The following is a 16,338-nucleotide window of genomic DNA, read 5'->3' as shown; positions in this document are numbered from 1 at the left end:
TTCATCAAGCGCCGTCTGTCCGGGCCGCCCTGAAAAGGCGCGGCCCGACCGGCCTTGGGGCATATCTGGGGCGGCGACGGGCGGGGTTCAAGCCTCGCCGCCCCCGGGCGGTCAGGATCCGTGCGGCCAAATCGCCGCAGCCCTCACTTTAGGTCCGCGCAAGGTTCGCGCCCGGGGCGTGATCGGATTTCCGCCGAAGGCGCGCCCCGGTTTCGGCGGCTTTGCCCCGGCCCGGCCCGCCGCCCCTTGCCGCCCCGGCCCCGGCGGCGCAACCTGTCGCGAAAAGAGACCCGGCCAAAAGAGGCCTGGAAAGAGGAACGAGCAAATGGCCGAAAGACTGGAACCCATCCTGCCGCAGGTCCCCGTCGAGGGAATCGCCGTCCATATCGGGCGCGCGCGCCTGTGCATGGGGGATGCGGTGCGCGCGACGCTGCTGCCGCAGGGCAAGGTCGGCATCGTCGGGCGGGTGCGCCGCCCGATCCTCGGCTTCATTCCCGCCTGGCGCGAGACCTATCTGGGCCATCTGGGCCCGCTGGCCGAATCGATCCTGGCCCCGGCGCTGGCCGAAGGGGTCGGGTTGCGGCTTCGGGTGGTGCAGTTGACGCCCGAGCATCTGGCAACCTCGGGCCCGCCCGAGATCCATGTCTCGGTCTGGGGCGATCCGCGCCTTCTGGCGCCGTTCCTGAGCCTTCAGGACCATTTCCTGCCGCCGCCGGATTTCCACGCCGCATCCGCGCCGGACCACCTTGCGGCCGAAGACACGCCGCAGGACCCGTCGCCGGATCCCTCGGGCGACGAGGCGTTCCGCGCGGCCTGAAGGGCCGCACGCCGCGCCGGATGGCGCGGCATCGCCTCACCCCCGTGCCCTGGGCGTCAGCAGCCTTGTCGGCCGCAACCGCTCGGCGGCCTTGAACAGCCCGAAGGTCTGGTTGACGTAATTCACCGCCCCGCCGATCTGCTCCATATAGGTGGCAAGCTCCGGCGTGCGCTCGGCCTCGATCACCTGCACCGGGCGCGAGGGGTCCATCCCCTCGAACTGGACGTAGAACAGCGGCTCGCCGCGCCGCAGCACGATGTCCTTCTCCGGCTCGTGCCATTCGAAGGCCCACATCAGCGGCCGGGGCCAGACCGAGATCGGGAAGCGCCCGCCGAAGATCGTGCCGGGCAGCGGATCGGCGCGGTAATGCATGAATGCCGAAAGCTGGGTCACATACATAAGCTCGTCGGCGATGAAGCAATAGGGCAGCGACAGCTGGATGGTCGGACGGTCGGGGTAGCGCCATTCCGTCTCGTTCACCAACGTCAGGACCTCGTTGAGCTTGTTGGCCCGCACCGGGCTCGCGCTGCCCGCGCGATTGACCAGCACCGCCTTGCCCTTCTCGTCGCGGCGAAAGCCGATATGCAGGTCATAGGGGCATTTCACCATGAAATACCGGCTTTCCAACTGGACCACCCCGGGGCAGCGTCCGGCGCTTTTGGCATGGGTCTTGTTGGTCTGGCGAAACAGCACCCGTTCCGGCGGGTCGAACAGCACCGCATTGCGGTCCGAGGTCAGGAACCAGCCCACCTGCATCGGGCCCGCGCCCGGTCCGTCCTCGGGTCGGTCGACTGTGATGGTGATTTCCATGGCCCGCCCTTTCGTCTTCCGGCTCGAGACTCGCCCCGAAACATTCCCCTGTCAACGCGACACGCAGTTGCGCCCCGCCCGCGCCGCGCCTAAGGAGACCGCGAAATCCCGAAAGATCCATGAATGGAGGCCCCGATGGATGACCGCCTGATCGTCGCCCTCGACCTGCCCGATGTGCTGGGCGCGTTGAAACTGGCCGAAACCATCGGCGAGGCCGCCTCTTTCTACAAGATCGGCCTGGGGATGCTGACCGGGGGCGGCCTGGCGCTGGCGATGGAATTGAAGCAGCAGCACGGCAAGCGCGTGTTCCTGGACCTCAAGCTTTTCGACATTGGCCAGACCATCGAGAATGCCGTGCGCGGGATCGCGGCGCTCGGGCTCGATTTCCTGACCGTGCATGGCGATCCGCAGGTGGTGCGGGCGGCGGCCGAAGGGCGCGCGGGGACGGATCTGAAGATCCTGGCGGTGACGGTGCTGACCTCGCTCGACCGCGCCGATCTGGATGCCAATCTGATCATGCCCGGCGACATCCACGAGATCACCCGCGAACGCGCCGCCCGGGCACTGGAGGCCGGGGCCGATGGCGTGATCGCCAGCCCGCAGGAGGCGGCGCTGATCCGCGCCCTGCCCCAGGCGGCGGGCAGGCTGATCGTGACCCCCGGCGTGCGGCCCTCGGGCGCGGCGCTTGGCGATCAGAAAAGGGTCGCCACACCGGCACAGGCGATCCGGGATGGCGCGGACCATATCGTGGTGGGCCGCCCGGTCTGGCAAGCCCGATCCCCCGCCGAGGCCGCCCGCGCGATCATCGCCGAGCTTCCACCGCGTTGACGCCTGCCCGGGCCCCGTTCGGGCGGGGCGGCGCTTTCAGCGGAACCGGCCGATACGGACCGCTTTCCAGCGCCTGAAAACGCCCTTCACCGGAGAGCCGATCTGCCTCGCGACGACGAAGGGCGCGAGGAAACCCCGGCATTCGCCGCCCCGTCGACTGAACCGCTCCCGTCACCGAATAATCCTTCGCATAACGAAAGAACCAAACCCCGCGGGAGACCCGATCCAGAAACCCGATCCATCTTCATCTTGGCCCAAATATCCCCGCGCGGAGCGCCTCCCCCGGAGGCGACAGCGAAGACGACGGAGATTTCAACCAAGGCGAAGCGGCAGGAACCAGCCCGCCGCCTCGCTCGTTAAGAATGCTTCCCCGCAGGGCCAGCGCGGCGCAAGGGCTCAGCCCCTGGGCTTTTTCGGCGGCACGAAGCGCTTGGAGGTGTCCTTGGCATCCGAACGCGGCGCGGCCGGTTTGGCGCCGGGCCGGGCCGGTTTGGCGCCCGACGGCTTGCCGCTTGCGGGCTTCACGCCATGGGCCTTGCTGCCCCAGCTACGCCCTTCGGGCTTGACGGGCCGCCCGGCCCCTTCGCGGCGCGCGGGTGCACGCCCCTCGGCCCCGGGTTCGGCCCGCGGCTTGCGGGTTTCGCCCGGCGCGACGAAATCATCGCGGCGCTTGAAGCCCGCCTCGGCCGAATGGCTCTTGTAGCCGGAGGCGCGGGCGGGCTTGCCCTCTGCACCGCCATGCGAGCGGAAACCGGCGGATTTATAGACCGGCTTGTCGGCCCGTGCAGCACGGTCCTCGCGTGGCTTGCGGGCGGCAGCGGCGTCTTCGCCTTGGCGGAGATAGGGCTTGCGCTCTCCGGCTTCGCCACGCGCTTCGGCGGCATGCGCGCGGGCGGGGCGGGCGGGCTTTCGGTCGGGATCCCAAGTCGGTTTCGGCCCCGGTGCGGCGGGACGGGCGGCGCGCGCGCCACTTTCGCCCGCGCCCCAAAGCCGGGGGCCCTCGCCATCCTCGTGCCGGGGACGGGGCTTGCGCGGCGCTTCGGCCTCATCCTCGACCACGCGGGCGGGACGGGGCTGATAGGGCGGCTTCGCGCCATCGCGGCGCGGCGCGCGGCCTTCGGCCTTGGCGCCCACACGCGCGCCGCCCCGGGCGGGCGGAGCGAAATCCGGCGCCTCGTCAAGGCGTTCCATCACCAGCCCGGGCTCGATCTCGACCATCTGGCCGAAGCGGCCCGCGAGCGGCTCGGCGATCTGGACGAAGGTCACCTCCTGCTGGACGCGGATCGCGCCGATGCCGTCCTTCGCGATCGACCCGGCCTCGCAGATCTTCGGCAAAAGCCAGCGCGCCTCGGCGCGGCCGGTATGGCCGACCGACAGGCGATACCAAACCGCTGGGCCGAACTCGCCACGCTCGCGCTGCGGCAGGGCGGCCGGGGGCGGCAGGTCCTCGGACAACTCCTCGGGGGCCGAGCGGCCCGCCCGCCACAGCCGCACGAAGGCGGCGGCGACCGCATCGGCGCCATGGGCCTCAAGCAGGCCGGCGGCGATCGCGGCCTCCTCGCCCGGGGCCTCGGTCAGCGCCGGATCCTCGATCAAACGGCGATCCTCGCGCGCCTGCACCTCGTCGGCGCCGGGGGCCTTGCCCCATTCGACGACCAGCTTGGCGCCCTGAAGCAGCCGGTTGGCCTTGCGGAACTCGGCCTGCGGCACGACCAGGACCGAAGTGCCCTTGCGCCCGGCCCGGCCGGTCCGGCCCGAACGGTGCAGAAGCGTTTCGGAATTCGACGGCAGATCGGCATGGATCACCAGATCCAGCCCCGGCAGGTCGATGCCGCGCGCGGCGACATCGGTGGCGATGCAGACCCGCGCCCGCCCGTCACGCAGGGCTTGCAGCGCGTGCAGACGCTCGGTCTGGCTCAGTTCGCCCGAAAGCGCCACCACCGGAAAGCCCCGGTTCACCATCCGCGCATGCAGGTGGTTCACATTGGCCCGGGTCTTGGCGAAGACGATGGCCAGCCGCGAATCGTGCCAGCGCAGCAGGTTGAAGATCGCGGGCTCCTTGTCCCGATTGGAAACCGAGATCGCGCGATATTCGATATCGGCATGCTGCTTGGCATCGCTCTTGACCTCGATGCGCAGCGCATCCTTCTGATAGGTCGCGGCGAGGCTGGCGATTTCCTTCGGCACGGTGGCCGAGAACATCAGCACCCGCTTTTCCTCGGGCGCGGAGCCCAGCAGAAACTCCAGATCCTCGGCAAAGCCCATGTCGAGCATTTCGTCGGCCTCATCCAGCACGACCGCCTTGAGCTCGGACAGATCAAGCGAGCCACGCTCGACATGGTCGCGCAGCCGCCCCGGCGTTCCCACCACCAGATGCGCCCCCCGCGCAAGGGTGCGCCGCTCGGTCCGGTAGTCCATGCCGCCCACGCAGGAAGCGACCACCGCATCGGCATAGAGCCATTCGAATTCGCGCTGGACCTGAAGCGCAAGCTCGCGCGTCGGCGCGATCACCAGGCCCTGCGGATGCTCGGCCGGAAGCAGCGCCTCCACGCCCCCCAGCACCTCGGGCGCCATGGCAAGGCCGAAGGCCACCGTCTTGCCCGATCCGGTCTGGGCCGAGACCAGCAGGTCGCGCCCGCGCACCTCTTCCGCCAGCACCGCCGACTGCACCGGCGTCAGGGCCGAATAGCCCTTCGCCGCCAAAGCCGCATGAAGCGGCCCGGCCACCTGTTCGATATCCATCATCTGTCCTGTCCGGGCGGGCCTTGGCCGCACCCTGATATGAGCCATTGTCAAAAGGCCCATCGTCCCGACCCTGCCGCCTCGGCGGGGGATGCGGTGCTTCAGGCCATCGCGGGGCCATACACGCATTCGCGCTTTCTGTATAGGCCCTGCGCGTTTGACCCTGCGCGCAATCCTCACTAGTTTCCTGCGAAGGAAAACAAGGGACATCAAGAATGGCCGAGGATCTTGCCGCCGAACTGGGACCGGACCGCACATTGCTTCTGGTCGATGACGACGAATCCTTCGTCAAGCGGCTGGCCCGGGCGATGGAAAAACGCGGCTTCCAGCCGGAAACGGCGGAAAGCGTTGCGGCTGGCAAAGAGATCGCGCTGGCCCGCCCCCCCGCCTATGCCGTGGTCGATCTGCGGCTTGAGGACGGCAACGGGCTGGATGTGGTCGAGACATTGCGCGAGACCCGCCCCGATTGCCGCATCGTGGTGCTGACCGGATATGGCGCGATCGCGACCGCCGTCGCCGCGGTCAAGATCGGGGCGATCGATTATCTTTCAAAGCCCGCCGATGCCAATGACGTCACCAATGCATTGCTTGCGCGTGGTGAATCCCTGCCGCCGCCGCCGGAAAATCCGATGTCGGCGGATCGGGTCAGATGGGAACATATCCAGCGCGTCTATGAAATGTGCGAGCGCAATGTTTCCGAAACCGCGCGCCGCCTGAATATGCACCGGCGGACATTGCAACGCATTCTGGCGAAGCGCAGTCCGAAATAAACGACCCGGATTGCAGATTGCAAAGAGATTGCCTAGAAAGGCGCCATCATCTCCGCAAAGGAAACCTGCGATGTCGTTCGATCTGACCAACCTCTCGCTTAAAGAGTTGAAGAGCCTTCAATCCAAAGTTGCAAAAGCCATTTTGACCTTTGAAGATCGGGCCAAGCAAAAAGCCTTGTCCGAACTTGAGGAAAAAGCCCGCGAGCTTGGCTTTTCCCTTGCCGAACTGACCGGCGCGCCGGTTGGGCGCAAAGGCTCGACCTCGGCGGCGAAATACGCAAATCCGGCCAATCCTTCGCAAACCTGGTCGGGGCGCGGGCGCAAGCCGCAATGGTTCTCGGATGCGCTGGCGGCCGGGCAATCGGCCGAGGACCTGGCGATCTGATCCCTATGTGGCCCGGGCCCCTCACGCCCGGGCCACAATCCAGGCGCAATGCCCTGCCCTGGGGCGTCATTCCGCCGCCAGAGGCCTTTCTTCCGGCATTGAATCCGCGATGCGCCCCACGGCGCCCGCCATGAGACGGCGGAAATCCTCGAAATCCGGTCTCGGCTCGATCCGGGTTTCATCCATGTAAAGCGAGCGGTCGATTTCCACCTGCACCACATGGACCCCGCGCGAGGGGCGGCCATAGGCCTGGGTGATATAGGCGCCGGCGAATGGGGCATTGCGCCCGACCTTCAATCCCGTCGCCGCGAAAGCCGCCTCGACCCGATCCACGATATCGCCGCGCGCCGCCGCGCCGAAACGGTCGCCCAGAACGATATCGGGCATCTGCCCGCCCGAACGCGATTGGAAACCGATCGCCTCATGCGGCATGGAATGGCAATCCACCAGCAGCGCGATCCCGAAAGCCTCGCGGGTTTCCTCGATCAATTGCCGCAGGGCGCCGTGATAGGGATGCCAGAACCGGCGGATCCGCTCTTCCGCCTCGGCCCGCGCCAGCTTGCCCGAATAGATCGCCCGCCCGCCGGCGACGACGCGCGGAATCACCCCCAGGCCCGAGGAAATGCGCGGATTGTGCGGGGCGCGCTCGATCCCCTCGATCAGCGCCGGGTCGAGTTCGTCCACCGCACGATTGAGATCGAGATAGGCCCTCGGCGCCCGGGCCGAAAGCAAGGGCGCGCCATGATCCGGCGCCATGTCGAACAGCCGGTCCACGAAAGCGTCCTCCGACGAGCGGATCTGGCGGCGGTCCAGCAGGCTGCGCGCCAGAAGATCCTCGGGGTAGACGGTGCCGGAATGCGGCGAGGCAAACACCACCGAGGCGGTCTGCCGAGGCGGGCGACGGACGATATAGGCTTCGGAAATCTCTTGCGGCACAGGCCACCTCGCGCAGGGCGGGGAAAATGCGGATCCGGGGCCGTGGGCAAAGCCGCCCCCTGCCCCTGTTTTGGCCATAACGGCCCGGGGATCAAGCCGAAACGGCCGGGAAGAGTGCAGACCCCCCTTGCGGGCCGATCCGACTCTGGCTATAGACCCGCCCACGCCGATGCGGTCAGCCCGCGTCCGTTTCCTTTTGGGGACGCGGGCAGCCGGGATGACGACGCGCGAGGTGGGGCGGTTAGCTCAGCGGTAGAGCACTACGTTGACATCGTAGTGGCCACTGGTTCGATCCCAGTACCGCCCACCATTCACCGCTTCCGGGCAACCGGAGGCAAAGGTCTGCAATGGCGCCGATGCGCCGCGAAAGGAAAAGGAGGCATCCATGAAGGTTGCGAACTCGCTCCGCTCGCTGAAGACGCGTCATCGCGATTGCCAGGTCGTGCGCCGCAAGGGCCGCGTCTATGTGATCAACAAGACGCAGAAGCGTTTCAAGGCCCGTCAGGGCTGATCGCTTTCCAGCGAACGGAATTCAGCGTCAAGGCCGTCGCGGAGATCTCTCCCGGCGGCCTTTTCCATTGGCCATCGCGGGCGCAGGATCCGCCGCCCGCTGACGCCTGCGAATCATCATGCCAGATCGGGCCGCACGGGCGGCGGCGAAATCCGTTTACAGCCCCGGGCACCGCGCCTAGATTCGCAAGGGTCGCACCGCCAAAGGAAATGACCATGGCCCTGCCCCTTCTGCCCCTGGCGCTGCGGATCGGCGCCGCCGCCTGCGCCGGATATGCCGCCAGCCTCTGGCTCGCGCGGCGAAGCCATGCTGGGCGGACCGACCAGCGCGCCGAGGATGCCCTGGACGACCTGCAAGACGGGCTGGCGCTGCATTCCCCCCGCGACCTCGCGGATGAGGCGCGGCAGTCGAATGCGGCGCTGCGCCTGCGCCGGAGGCTGCGGCTTGGCGGCCACGAATGGGAGATCGACGCGGGCCTTCTGGCCCGGCTGCGCATCCGCCGGGCCTGAGCGGCGGACCCGGATCGCAAGGCGCGCGCGCCGGGGCGGCATATGGGGGCCGCAGGCGATTCCCTCGGTCGGACCGGGCGGCCCGGCGTGACGGCGGGCCCGCCTGAGACGCTCTGCCACAGCCCTTTCGGCGCGGCAGCGGGGGAACAGTCAGCGGAAACCTTGGCACTGCGCCCGTTTGTCCGCTGGACGATCACGAAACCGTTGTCTAAAACCCGCGTCAGACAGATGGAAGGCGGTTGTCCGCCCGCCCCCGCTATTCAACCGGCCGCAAGTCCGGCCGTGCCAGGGAGAGGAACTCGTGTCCCAAGCAGAAGACCACGCAGGCACACGCCGCGATTTCCTGTATTATGCCACCGCAGGAGCGGGCGTCGTCGCCACCGGAGCCGCCGTCTGGCCGCTGGTGAACCAGATGAACCCCTCCGCCGATACCCGCGCGCTGGCCTCGATCTTCGTCGATGTGTCGGGTGTCGAGGTGGGCACGCAGCTCACGGTCAAATGGCGCGGCAAGCCCGTGTTCATCCGCCGTCGCACCCAGGCGGAAATCGACCAGGCCCGCGCCGATGACAGCGCCTCGGACCTGATCGACCGCACCTCGAACAATTTCACCAAACCCGACGCCAACAGCGACGACGCCAACCGCACGCTGGACGAAGCCGGCGAATGGCTGGTGATGATGGGGGTCTGCACCCACCTGGGCTGCGTTCCCCTGGGCAATGGCGCCGGCGATTTCGGCGGCTGGTTCTGCCCCTGCCACGGATCGCATTACGACACTTCGGGCCGCATCCGCAGAGGCCCGGCACCCCGCAACCTCGAAGTTCCGGTGGCCCAGTTCACCGATGAAACGACGATCCTTCTGGGCTGAGGTAGCTAGACATGGCCGGAATTCCCCACGACCCCTATGTGCCCAAGACGGGTATCGAGAAATGGCTGCACAAGCGTCTGCCCATCGTGGCGCTTGCCTATGACACCCTGATGATCCCCACGCCCAAGAACCTGAACTGGATGTGGATCTGGGGCATCGTGCTGGCCTTCTGCCTGGCGCTTCAGATCGTGACGGGCATCATCCTCGTGATGCATTACACCCCGCATGTCGATCTGGCCTTCGCCAGCGTCGAACACATCATGCGCAACGTGAACGGCGGCACGATGATCCGCTACCTGCACGCCAACGGCGCGTCGCTGTTCTTCGTCGCGGTCTATCTGCACATGTTCCGCGGCCTCTACTACGGCTCCTATAAGGCACCGCGCGAGGTCACCTGGATCATCGGCATGCTGATCTATCTTCTGATGATGGGCACCGCCTTCATGGGCTATGTGCTGCCTTGGGGCCAGATGTCCTTCTGGGGCGCCACCGTGATCACCGGCCTGTTCGGCGCGATCCCCGGCGTGGGCGAGGCGATCCAGACCTGGCTTCTGGGCGGGCCCGCCGTGGACAATGCCACGCTCAATCGTTTCTTCTCGCTGCATTATCTGCTGCCCTTCGTGATCGCGGGCCTGGTGATCGTGCATATCTGGGCCTTCCACCACGTCGGCAACGGCAACCCCACCGGGGTCGAGGTGCGGCGCGGCTCGAAGGAAGAGGCGGAAAAGGACACCGTTCCCTTCTGGCCCTTCTACGTCATCAAGGACCTGTTCGCGCTGGCGGTGATCCTTGTCGTCTTCTTCGCCATCGTCGGCTTCATGCCGAACTACCTGGGCCACCCCGACAACTATATCGAGGCAAACCCGCTGGCGACGCCCGCGCATATCGTGCCGGAATGGTATTTCCTGCCGTTCTACGCGATCCTGCGCGCCTTCACCGCCGATGTCTGGGTGGTGATCGCGGTCGAATGGATCACCTTCGGCATCGTGGACGCCAAGTTCTTCGGCGTGGTGGCGATGTTCGGCGCGATCCTGTGCCTTGCGCTGGCGCCCTGGCTCGACACTTCCTCGGTGCGCTCGGGCCGCTACCGGCCGATGTTCAAATGGTGGTATTGGCTGCTGGCCATCGACTTCATCGTGCTGATGTGGGCCGGTGCCATGCCCGCGGAAGAGCCCTATGCCTCGATCTCGCTGATCGGCGCGGCCTATTGGTTCGGCTATTTCCTCGTGATCCTTCCGCTACTGGGCATCATCGAAAAGCCGCTGCCCACGCCCGCGACGATCGAGGAAGACTTCAAGGCCCATTACCCCCATGCCGCCGAGTGACGGAAAGGATCTGACGCAAATGTTCCGCAAGATCATCCTCGCAGCCACCTCGGCGATCGCCCTTTCGGGCGGGGTTGCCATGGCCGCTGGCGAAGCTGTCGAGATCGAGGACGTGACCTTCTCCTTCGAGGGTCCGTTCGGCAAATACGACCAGTTGCAGCTTCAGCGCGGCCTTCAGGTCTATACCGAGGTCTGCTCGGCCTGCCACGGGCTGAAATTCGTGCCGATCCGCACCCTTGCGGATGCCGACGGCCCGGGCATTCCCGCTGATCAGGTCCGCGCCTATGCCGCCGGTCTCGACGATGTCGAACTGCCCGGGGGCGAATCGCGGCCGCGCGAATGGACCGACCACTTCCCCGCGCGTTCGGGCGACGGCATGGGGCCGGACCTTTCCCTGATGGCCAAGGCGCGCGCCGGTTTCTCGGGGCCCTACGGCACCGGGATCAACCAGCTTTTCCGTGGCATAGGCGGGCCGGAATACATCCACGCCATCCTGACCGGCTATACCGGCGAGGACAAGGAAGAGGCTGGCTCGATCTTCTACGAGAACCACGCCTTCCCGGGCGGCTGGATCTCGATGGGCACCCCGCTCTTCGACGATCAGGTCTCGTTCGCCGATGGCAGCCCCACCACGGTCGACGCCATGGCGATGGACGTCGCCGCCTTCCTGATGTGGACGGCCGAGCCGAAGATGATGGCCCGCAAACAGGCCGGTTTCGTCGCGGTGGCCTTCCTCGTACTGCTGAGCTCGCTGCTCTATCTGACCAACAAGAAATTGTGGGCCGGGGTGAAGGGCAAAGAGTTCAACGCCTGACACAAGCCCCGACGCGGGTTTCCGCCTTGATGCGACAAGCCCCTCGCCTTTGGAAAAGGGCGGGGGGTTTTCCGTTCAGGCCCCCCCGATCCGCCCCCCCTTGCCCGTCACGGCGCCCGTCGCGGTGCCGGGCGCCCGGCCCATATAGTCGCGCAACGCCTCGGGCGGATCGGCGAAGATCCGTTCCACCGGCACCGGGGCCGCGGCCTCGCCCCCCGCGACCAGCGAGACGGAATCGGCGAAGCGAAGCGCATCCTCGGGCGCATGGGTGACCATCAGCACCGCCGCCCCGGTCGCACTGGCCACCTCGGCCAGAAGCGCCAGCATCTCGTCCTTCAGGGCCGGGCCGAGCGCGGCAAAAGGCTCGTCCAGCAAAAGCAGCGGGCGGGCGCGCAAAAGCACCCGCGCCAGCGCCGCCCGCCCCGCCTGACCGCCCGACAGCGCCGGGGGCTTGCGCGGACCGAAGCCGCCAAGGCCGACCCGTTCCAGCGCCGCGTCGACCTCCACGCGCTGATCGGGCGAAAGCTTCAGATCGGCGCGCAGGCCAAGGCCGAGGTTCTGCGCAAGCGTCAGATGCGGAAAGAGGTTCTGGTCCTGGAACAGGATCGACAGCGGCCGCGCCCCCGGCGGCAACGGACCCAGGTCTTGCCCCTGCCACAGGATACGGCCCGCGCGCGGCGCCAGAAACCCGGCGATCGCGGCAAGCAGCGTCGATTTTCCCGCGCCCGAGGGGCCGATCAGCGCCACCCGCGCACCTGGGCCGATCTGCCAATCGGCGCACAGGCGGAAATCACCCTGTTCCAACACCAGCCCCTCAAGCCGCAGCACGCCGCCCTCCCGCGTCGAAGGCCCAGAAAATCCCAAGGCTCAGCCCCACCAGCAGCAGGGCCGCGCCTGCGGCGGCATCGGTGCGATAGGCGGCGGTCAGATGCTGCACCATCAGGGGCAGCGTCGCCCCGCCCCGGTCGGCGAAAAGCGCGATCACCCCCAGATCCCCCATCGACAGCGCCGCCGCCAGCCCGGCGGAAAAGCCCAGGGGCCGCGCGAGCCGGGGCAGCACCAGATAGCGCAGCCGCGCGGGCCCGCGCAGCCCCAGCGAGGCCGAAAGGCGGCCATAGCCCGCCTCAAGCGCGCGGGCCTCGGGCAGGATCAGACGAAAGGCGAAGGGCAGGGCCATCAGCGCATTCACCACGACCGTCACCGGCAGCGCAACCCGATGCGGCGCGATCACCGGCAGGACCAGCAGGAAAAGCCCCGTCCCCAGCACCAGGCCCGAGGCCGCCAGCGGCAGCACCGCCGCCAGCTCCAGCCAGCGCCGCCCCTCTCCGCGCGCCACGGCCAGCGCCAGCACCAAGGCCGCGCTGATGGTCACCCCGGTCGAAACCAGCGCGACCGCGACCGAACGCCCCGCCGCCACCCAGACCGAGGGCGTCAGGTCCCAAAGCCCCGGCAACCCCCGAAAGGCCAGCGCCAGCAGGGGGAGCAACAGGAAAGCCGCCGCCAGCACAAGCACCATCGCATCCGCCGCGCGCCGCCAGCCGCCAGGCGGGCGCAGCGCCAGCACCCGGTCCATCCCGGCACCGAAGCCGGTCGCCCGCGCCAGGCGCCAGGCCAGCAGGGCCGAGACCCCGCCCAATCCGGTCTGCACCAGCGCCAGCCCCGCCGCATGGCCCAGGTCGAATTCGAACCTCAGCGCCTGATAGATCGCCAGTTCCAGCGTCGTCGCCCCCGGCCCCCCGCCAAGGGTCAAAGCCACCGCGAAAGAGGTCAGGCAGATCGCGAATATCGTGGCCAGCGCCCCGGGCAGGACCCCGGCCAGCATCGGACGCTCCAGATGCCTGGCGATGTCGGCGGGCGTGAAGGACAGGCTCTCGGCCAGCCGGAACCGCTCGGCCGGGATCGACTGCCAGCCCTGCAGCACCATCCGCACCGCAAGCGGCAGGTTCAGGAAGACATGCGCCAGCAGCACGCCCCCCAGCCCGTAGATCGAGACCCGCCCGATCCCCAGACCCGCCAGCATGTCGTTGAACAGGCCTGAACGCCCGAAGACCGCCAGAAGCCCCATGACCGCCACGATCACCGGCAAAAGGAAGGGCGCCCCCATCAGCGTGATCAGAAGCCCGCGCCCGAAGAAGCGCCGCCGCGCCAGCGCGCGGGCCACCGGCACCGCCAGCACGACCGAGATCGCCGCCGAAAGCGAAGCCTGGAGAAGCGTGAAGCGCAGCGCCGCCAGATCCGGGGCGGAAAGCCAGATCCCCCCGGCCCGATAGGCCACCGCGCCGATCGGCGCGATGACCAGCAGCAGCGCGACCGCCGCTACCGCGCCAGCGCGGCTTGCCATTCGGCCAATGCCCCGGCGCGGATCGCGGCCGCCTCGTCGGCGGAAAGCAAGAGCGAGATTTCGGGCCGCGCGGTCTCGAACCCCTCTGACAGTTCGACCGGCGAGGCGGGATACATCCAGTTGGTCTCTGGCAGGACCGACTGGAAGGCGTGGTCCTGCGTGAAGGCCAGGAAGGCGCGGGCCAGATCGGTCTGGTCCGACCCGGCAAGGATGCCGCTCACCTCGACCTGAAGGTAATGCCCTTCATCGAAGGGGGCCCAGTCCTTGCTGTCGTCCGCTTCGGCGATGCGGTGATAGGCGGGCGAGGTGGTGTAGGACAGCACCATATCCGCCTCGCCCTCAAGGAAGAGGCCGTAGGATTCCGACCAGCCCGGCGTGACCGTCAGGATATTGTCGGACAGCGCCGCCCAGATCTCGGGCGCGCGGTCGCCGTAGGCCGCCTTCACCCACATCAGCAGGCCCAGCCCGGGCGTGGAAGAGCGCGGATCCTGAATCACGATCTTCAGATCCGACGCCGCCAGCGCCTCGAACGAGCGCGGCGGCTCGGGAAGAAGCCCACGGTCGTGGTTGAAGGCGAACCAGCCCCAGTCATAGGGCAGGAACAGAGGGTCGTCGAATGTGATTGGCAGCGCCGCCGCCGCAGGCTGGCCATGCGGCGCGAAAAGCCCGCTGGCCGCCGCCTGGGCGGTCAGGTTCGTGTCGAGGCCAAGCACCACGTCCACATCGCTCGACGCGCCTTCAAGCTGAAGCCGCGCCAGAAGCGCCGCGCCATCCCCGCCCGAGACGAAGCGCAGGTCGCAGCCGCAGAGATCCTCGAAAGCGACCTCGACGAAGGGGCCCGGGCCCCATTCCGAATTGAAACTGTCATAGGTCATGACGGTCAGCACAGGCAGTTCCGCCGCCGCCGGAAGGGCAAGGCAGGACAGAAGCGCCGCAAGGGAAAGCCGCATGGAAGCATCCTTTCGTTGCGACGGACGGCCGGGCTCGGGACGCGTTTTCCGATGCACCTTCCCTCCGCCGGTATCAGCCGGTTCAGGTTCGACGGGTCCGCTTTCGCATCTCAGCCCCATCCGAAGACAGGGCACCCCGAGGTGGTGCCGACCATAGGGCAGAGGGCCGCGCGGACGCAAGGGGGCGCAACCCCGTGGCCGATACGCCGCGGGCAGGGGCGCCCGCCGCGCCGGGCCCCGGGCCGAAGGCCCCCGCGCGCGCCCAGGGGGGCCCGGAACGCGAAGGGGCGCGGTTTCCCGCGCCCCTCTCCCCTTGCCCTCGTTCCCGCGTCAATGCCGCGCGGGATGCTCGTCCCCCGGCTCGCCCGGCAGGGTCCCATGCGCGGGCTGGCCGCGCGTCTTCCACAGCGAGACCATCACCCCGACGGTGAGGATCACGAAGGTCAGCCCAAGCGAGACGCTGGCCGGGAACTTCTCCCACCCCATCAGATCGACGATGAACACCTTCGAGCCGATGAAGATCAGCAGCACCGCCAGCGCATATTTCAGATAGGTGAAACGGTGCAGGATCGCCGCCAGCGCGAAATAAAGCGCGCGCAGGCCCAGGATCGCGAAGATGTTCGAGGTGAAGACGATATAGGGATCCGAGGTCAACGCGAAGACCGCGGGCACCGAATCCACCGCGAAGATCACGTCGGCGATCTCGACCATGATCAGCGCCAGCAAAAGAGGCGTGGCGAACAGCTTCAGCTTTCCGGTCCTGGGATCGGGCTCGCGCACGACGAAGTTATGGCCGCGCAGATCGTCGGTCACCCGCAGGCGCTTGCGCAGGAACTTCAGCAGCGGGTTGTTGGCGATGTCTGGCTCGTCGTCGCTCTTGCTGAACAGCATCTTGATCCCGGTGAAGATCAGGAAGGCCGCAAAGATATAAAGCACCCAATGATAGCTGTTCACCAGCGCCGCGCCGAAGCCGATCATCAGGCCGCGCAGCAAGATCACGCCCAGAATCCCCCAGAACAGGGCCCGGTGCTGGTATTTGCGCGGGATGGCGAAAAAGCCGAAGATCATCGCGATGACGAAGACATTGTCCATCGCCAGAGATTTCTCGACCACGAAGGCGGTCAGATAGAGCTTGGCCTCGTCGGCGCCGATCTGCCACCAGATGAAGCCTGCGTAAAGCACCCCCAGCGTGATGTAGAAGGCCGACAGCTTCAGGCTTTTCGCCACGCCGATCTCATGATCGCCCTTGTTCAGGACGCCAAGGTCCAGAACCAGAAGGAACAGCACGACGGAAAGGAAGGTCAGCCACAGCCACAGCGGCTTTCCCAGGAATGCGATGAAAAGAAGGTCCATGACCCCGCTTGCCCTTGTATGAGGCGCCGAAGGGTCTGTCCGTCAGGGGGTCCCGTGGGGGGCTCGACTATCCGGGCATACCATCGGGCGCGTTTTCCCGATGCGGTCCGACATCACGTCAGCCATCGCCCGAAAGGGCATAAGCCTGCCGCCAGAGGGGCCCGGCCCGCGCGCCCTAGATAGACCCATCCCCCGCTTTTGCCTAGGGGGTGGAGGGGATTCTTGCGGATTTCGGTTGAAGCCCCGGGGCAGTGGCGGCTAATGCTCGCCCGCGCAAGGCGCGCCGGTGCGCGCGGCCCGGCACCGATCCGGGCGCCGCCCGCCAGGGCCCGCGCCCCACGAACACCGCGCCCCAACACCGCGCCCCCGCGCGCGAGGAGAT

Annotated in this window: 16 protein-coding genes, 1 tRNA gene and 1 riboswitch; of the genes, 10 read left to right on the top strand and 7 right to left on the bottom strand. The window is 67.6% G+C overall.

Annotated features, from left to right (window positions below):
- The first annotated feature begins 325 nt into the window (after nucleotides 1–325).
- Entirely contained in the window at nucleotides 326–817 is a 492-nt protein-coding gene (locus ABNX41_RS06810) for a hypothetical protein (protein ID WP_438668970.1), read from the top strand.
- 36 nt (nucleotides 818–853) lie between these two features.
- On the opposite strand, the gene ABNX41_RS06805 is transcribed toward ABNX41_RS06810, so the two are convergent.
- On the bottom strand, nucleotides 854–1,627 hold the full coding sequence (locus ABNX41_RS06805) for a hypothetical protein (RefSeq protein WP_438668969.1): 774 nt from the start codon (nucleotides 1,625–1,627) through the stop codon (nucleotides 854–856).
- A gap of 135 nt (nucleotides 1,628–1,762) precedes the next feature.
- Between ABNX41_RS06805 and pyrF the strand changes: the two genes are divergently transcribed.
- On the top strand, nucleotides 1,763–2,455 hold the full coding sequence (pyrF, locus tag ABNX41_RS06800) for an orotidine-5'-phosphate decarboxylase (RefSeq protein WP_438668968.1): 693 nt from the start codon (nucleotides 1,763–1,765) through the stop codon (nucleotides 2,453–2,455).
- Nucleotides 2,456–2,851: 396 nt separating this feature from the next.
- Here the strand turns inward: pyrF and ABNX41_RS06795 are convergent, their stop codons facing one another.
- The gene (locus tag ABNX41_RS06795; RefSeq protein WP_438669074.1) at nucleotides 2,852–5,197 is read right to left on the bottom strand and encodes a DEAD/DEAH box helicase; all 2,346 of its coding nucleotides are present in this window, start codon (nucleotides 5,195–5,197) and stop codon (nucleotides 2,852–2,854) included.
- Between the two features lie 215 nt (nucleotides 5,198–5,412).
- On the opposite strand from ABNX41_RS06795, the gene ABNX41_RS06790 reads away from it, so the two are divergent.
- Both ABNX41_RS06790 and ABNX41_RS06785 read left to right on the top strand, forming a co-directional pair.
- Nucleotides 5,413–5,967 carry an ActR/PrrA/RegA family redox response regulator transcription factor gene (locus ABNX41_RS06790; RefSeq protein WP_438668967.1) on the top strand — a complete coding sequence of 185 codons (555 nt, stop codon included), beginning with the start codon at nucleotides 5,413–5,415 and terminating at the stop codon, nucleotides 5,965–5,967.
- A gap of 70 nt (nucleotides 5,968–6,037) precedes the next feature.
- Nucleotides 6,038–6,352, top strand: a complete 315-nt coding sequence (locus ABNX41_RS06785; protein WP_438668966.1) for an H-NS histone family protein — start codon at nucleotides 6,038–6,040, stop codon at nucleotides 6,350–6,352.
- 66 nt (nucleotides 6,353–6,418) lie between these two features.
- On the opposite strand, the gene ABNX41_RS06780 is transcribed toward ABNX41_RS06785, so the two are convergent.
- The gene (locus ABNX41_RS06780; RefSeq protein WP_438668965.1) at nucleotides 6,419–7,288 is read right to left on the bottom strand and encodes an N-formylglutamate amidohydrolase; all 870 of its coding nucleotides are present in this window, start codon (nucleotides 7,286–7,288) and stop codon (nucleotides 6,419–6,421) included.
- 235 nt (nucleotides 7,289–7,523) lie between these two features.
- On the opposite strand from ABNX41_RS06780, the gene ABNX41_RS06775 reads away from it, so the two are divergent.
- The 6 genes from ABNX41_RS06775 (at nucleotide 7,524) to ABNX41_RS06750 (ending at nucleotide 11,312) form a co-directional block, all read left to right on the top strand.
- A tRNA-Val gene (locus ABNX41_RS06775) sits at nucleotides 7,524–7,598 on the top strand.
- Between the two features lie 75 nt (nucleotides 7,599–7,673).
- Complete coding sequence (ykgO, locus tag ABNX41_RS06770; protein WP_202686358.1) at nucleotides 7,674–7,799, top strand: type B 50S ribosomal protein L36; 126 nt, start codon at nucleotides 7,674–7,676, stop codon at nucleotides 7,797–7,799.
- Nucleotides 7,800–8,014: 215 nt separating this feature from the next.
- Nucleotides 8,015–8,308 (top strand): hypothetical protein, encoded by a 294-nt coding sequence (locus ABNX41_RS06765; RefSeq protein ID WP_438668964.1) that lies wholly within the window; start codon nucleotides 8,015–8,017, stop codon nucleotides 8,306–8,308.
- 301 nt (nucleotides 8,309–8,609) lie between these two features.
- On the top strand, nucleotides 8,610–9,173 hold the full coding sequence (gene petA, locus ABNX41_RS06760; protein ID WP_438668963.1) for a ubiquinol-cytochrome c reductase iron-sulfur subunit: 564 nt from the start codon (nucleotides 8,610–8,612) through the stop codon (nucleotides 9,171–9,173).
- Between the two features lie 11 nt (nucleotides 9,174–9,184).
- Nucleotides 9,185–10,498 (top strand): cytochrome b, encoded by a 1,314-nt coding sequence (petB, locus tag ABNX41_RS06755; protein WP_438668962.1) that lies wholly within the window; start codon nucleotides 9,185–9,187, stop codon nucleotides 10,496–10,498.
- Between the two features lie 19 nt (nucleotides 10,499–10,517).
- Nucleotides 10,518–11,312: a cytochrome c1 gene (locus ABNX41_RS06750; RefSeq protein ID WP_438668961.1), complete on the top strand. Its 795-nt coding sequence runs from the start codon at nucleotides 10,518–10,520 to the stop codon at nucleotides 11,310–11,312.
- 75 nt (nucleotides 11,313–11,387) lie between these two features.
- On the opposite strand, the gene ABNX41_RS06745 is transcribed toward ABNX41_RS06750, so the two are convergent.
- From ABNX41_RS06745 to ABNX41_RS06730, 4 genes are all read right to left on the bottom strand, one after another.
- Nucleotides 11,388–12,140, bottom strand: coding sequence for a thiamine ABC transporter ATP-binding protein (locus tag ABNX41_RS06745; RefSeq protein WP_438668960.1), 753 nt, complete (start codon nucleotides 12,138–12,140; stop codon nucleotides 11,388–11,390).
- A complete protein-coding gene (locus tag ABNX41_RS06740) occupies nucleotides 12,127–13,653 on the bottom strand; it encodes an ABC transporter permease family protein (RefSeq protein ID WP_438668959.1) in 1,527 nt (508 codons plus the stop codon). Before ABNX41_RS06740 ends, ABNX41_RS06745 begins: the two co-directional genes overlap by 14 nt.
- Complete coding sequence (locus ABNX41_RS06735) at nucleotides 13,629–14,603, bottom strand: thiamine ABC transporter substrate-binding protein (protein ID WP_438668958.1); 975 nt, start codon at nucleotides 14,601–14,603, stop codon at nucleotides 13,629–13,631. Before ABNX41_RS06735 ends, ABNX41_RS06740 begins: the two co-directional genes overlap by 25 nt.
- Before the next feature lie 42 nt (nucleotides 14,604–14,645).
- Nucleotides 14,646–14,752, bottom strand: a riboswitch (TPP riboswitch).
- 181 nt (nucleotides 14,753–14,933) lie between these two features.
- The gene (locus tag ABNX41_RS06730; RefSeq protein WP_438668957.1) at nucleotides 14,934–15,956 is read right to left on the bottom strand and encodes a TerC family protein; all 1,023 of its coding nucleotides are present in this window, start codon (nucleotides 15,954–15,956) and stop codon (nucleotides 14,934–14,936) included.
- Between the last annotated feature and the right edge of the window lie 382 nt (nucleotides 15,957–16,338).

The sequence above is a fragment of the Pseudogemmobacter sonorensis genome (assembly GCF_042762395.1).
Lineage (GTDB): Bacteria > Pseudomonadota > Alphaproteobacteria > Rhodobacterales > Rhodobacteraceae > Pseudogemmobacter > Pseudogemmobacter sonorensis.
Note: the sequence above shows the minus strand (reverse complement) of the source record. Positions and strands in the feature narration are given on the sequence as shown.

What these genes read in the sequence shown, in the direction of transcription:
- ABNX41_RS06810 (WP_438668970.1), top strand. Translation starts at nt 326, where the DNA reads ATGGCCGAAAGACTGGAACCCATCCTGCCGCAGGTCCCCGTCGAGGGA.
- ABNX41_RS06805 (WP_438668969.1), bottom strand. Translation starts at nt 1,627, where the DNA reads ATGGAAATCACCATCACAGTCGACCGACCCGAGGACGGACCGGGCGCG.
- pyrF (WP_438668968.1), top strand. Translation starts at nt 1,763, where the DNA reads ATGGATGACCGCCTGATCGTCGCCCTCGACCTGCCCGATGTGCTGGGC.
- ABNX41_RS06795 (WP_438669074.1), bottom strand. Translation starts at nt 5,197, where the DNA reads ATGGATATCGAACAGGTGGCCGGGCCGCTTCATGCGGCTTTGGCGGCG.
- ABNX41_RS06790 (WP_438668967.1), top strand. Translation starts at nt 5,413, where the DNA reads ATGGCCGAGGATCTTGCCGCCGAACTGGGACCGGACCGCACATTGCTT.
- ABNX41_RS06785 (WP_438668966.1), top strand. Translation starts at nt 6,038, where the DNA reads ATGTCGTTCGATCTGACCAACCTCTCGCTTAAAGAGTTGAAGAGCCTT.
- ykgO (WP_202686358.1), top strand. Translation starts at nt 7,674, where the DNA reads ATGAAGGTTGCGAACTCGCTCCGCTCGCTGAAGACGCGTCATCGCGAT.
- ABNX41_RS06765 (WP_438668964.1), top strand. Translation starts at nt 8,015, where the DNA reads ATGGCCCTGCCCCTTCTGCCCCTGGCGCTGCGGATCGGCGCCGCCGCC.
- petB (WP_438668962.1), top strand. Translation starts at nt 9,185, where the DNA reads ATGGCCGGAATTCCCCACGACCCCTATGTGCCCAAGACGGGTATCGAG.
- ABNX41_RS06750 (WP_438668961.1), top strand. Translation starts at nt 10,518, where the DNA reads ATGTTCCGCAAGATCATCCTCGCAGCCACCTCGGCGATCGCCCTTTCG.
- ABNX41_RS06740 (WP_438668959.1), bottom strand. Translation starts at nt 13,653, where the DNA reads ATGGCAAGCCGCGCTGGCGCGGTAGCGGCGGTCGCGCTGCTGCTGGTC.
- ABNX41_RS06735 (WP_438668958.1), bottom strand. Translation starts at nt 14,603, where the DNA reads ATGCGGCTTTCCCTTGCGGCGCTTCTGTCCTGCCTTGCCCTTCCGGCG.
- ABNX41_RS06730 (WP_438668957.1), bottom strand. Translation starts at nt 15,956, where the DNA reads ATGGACCTTCTTTTCATCGCATTCCTGGGAAAGCCGCTGTGGCTGTGG.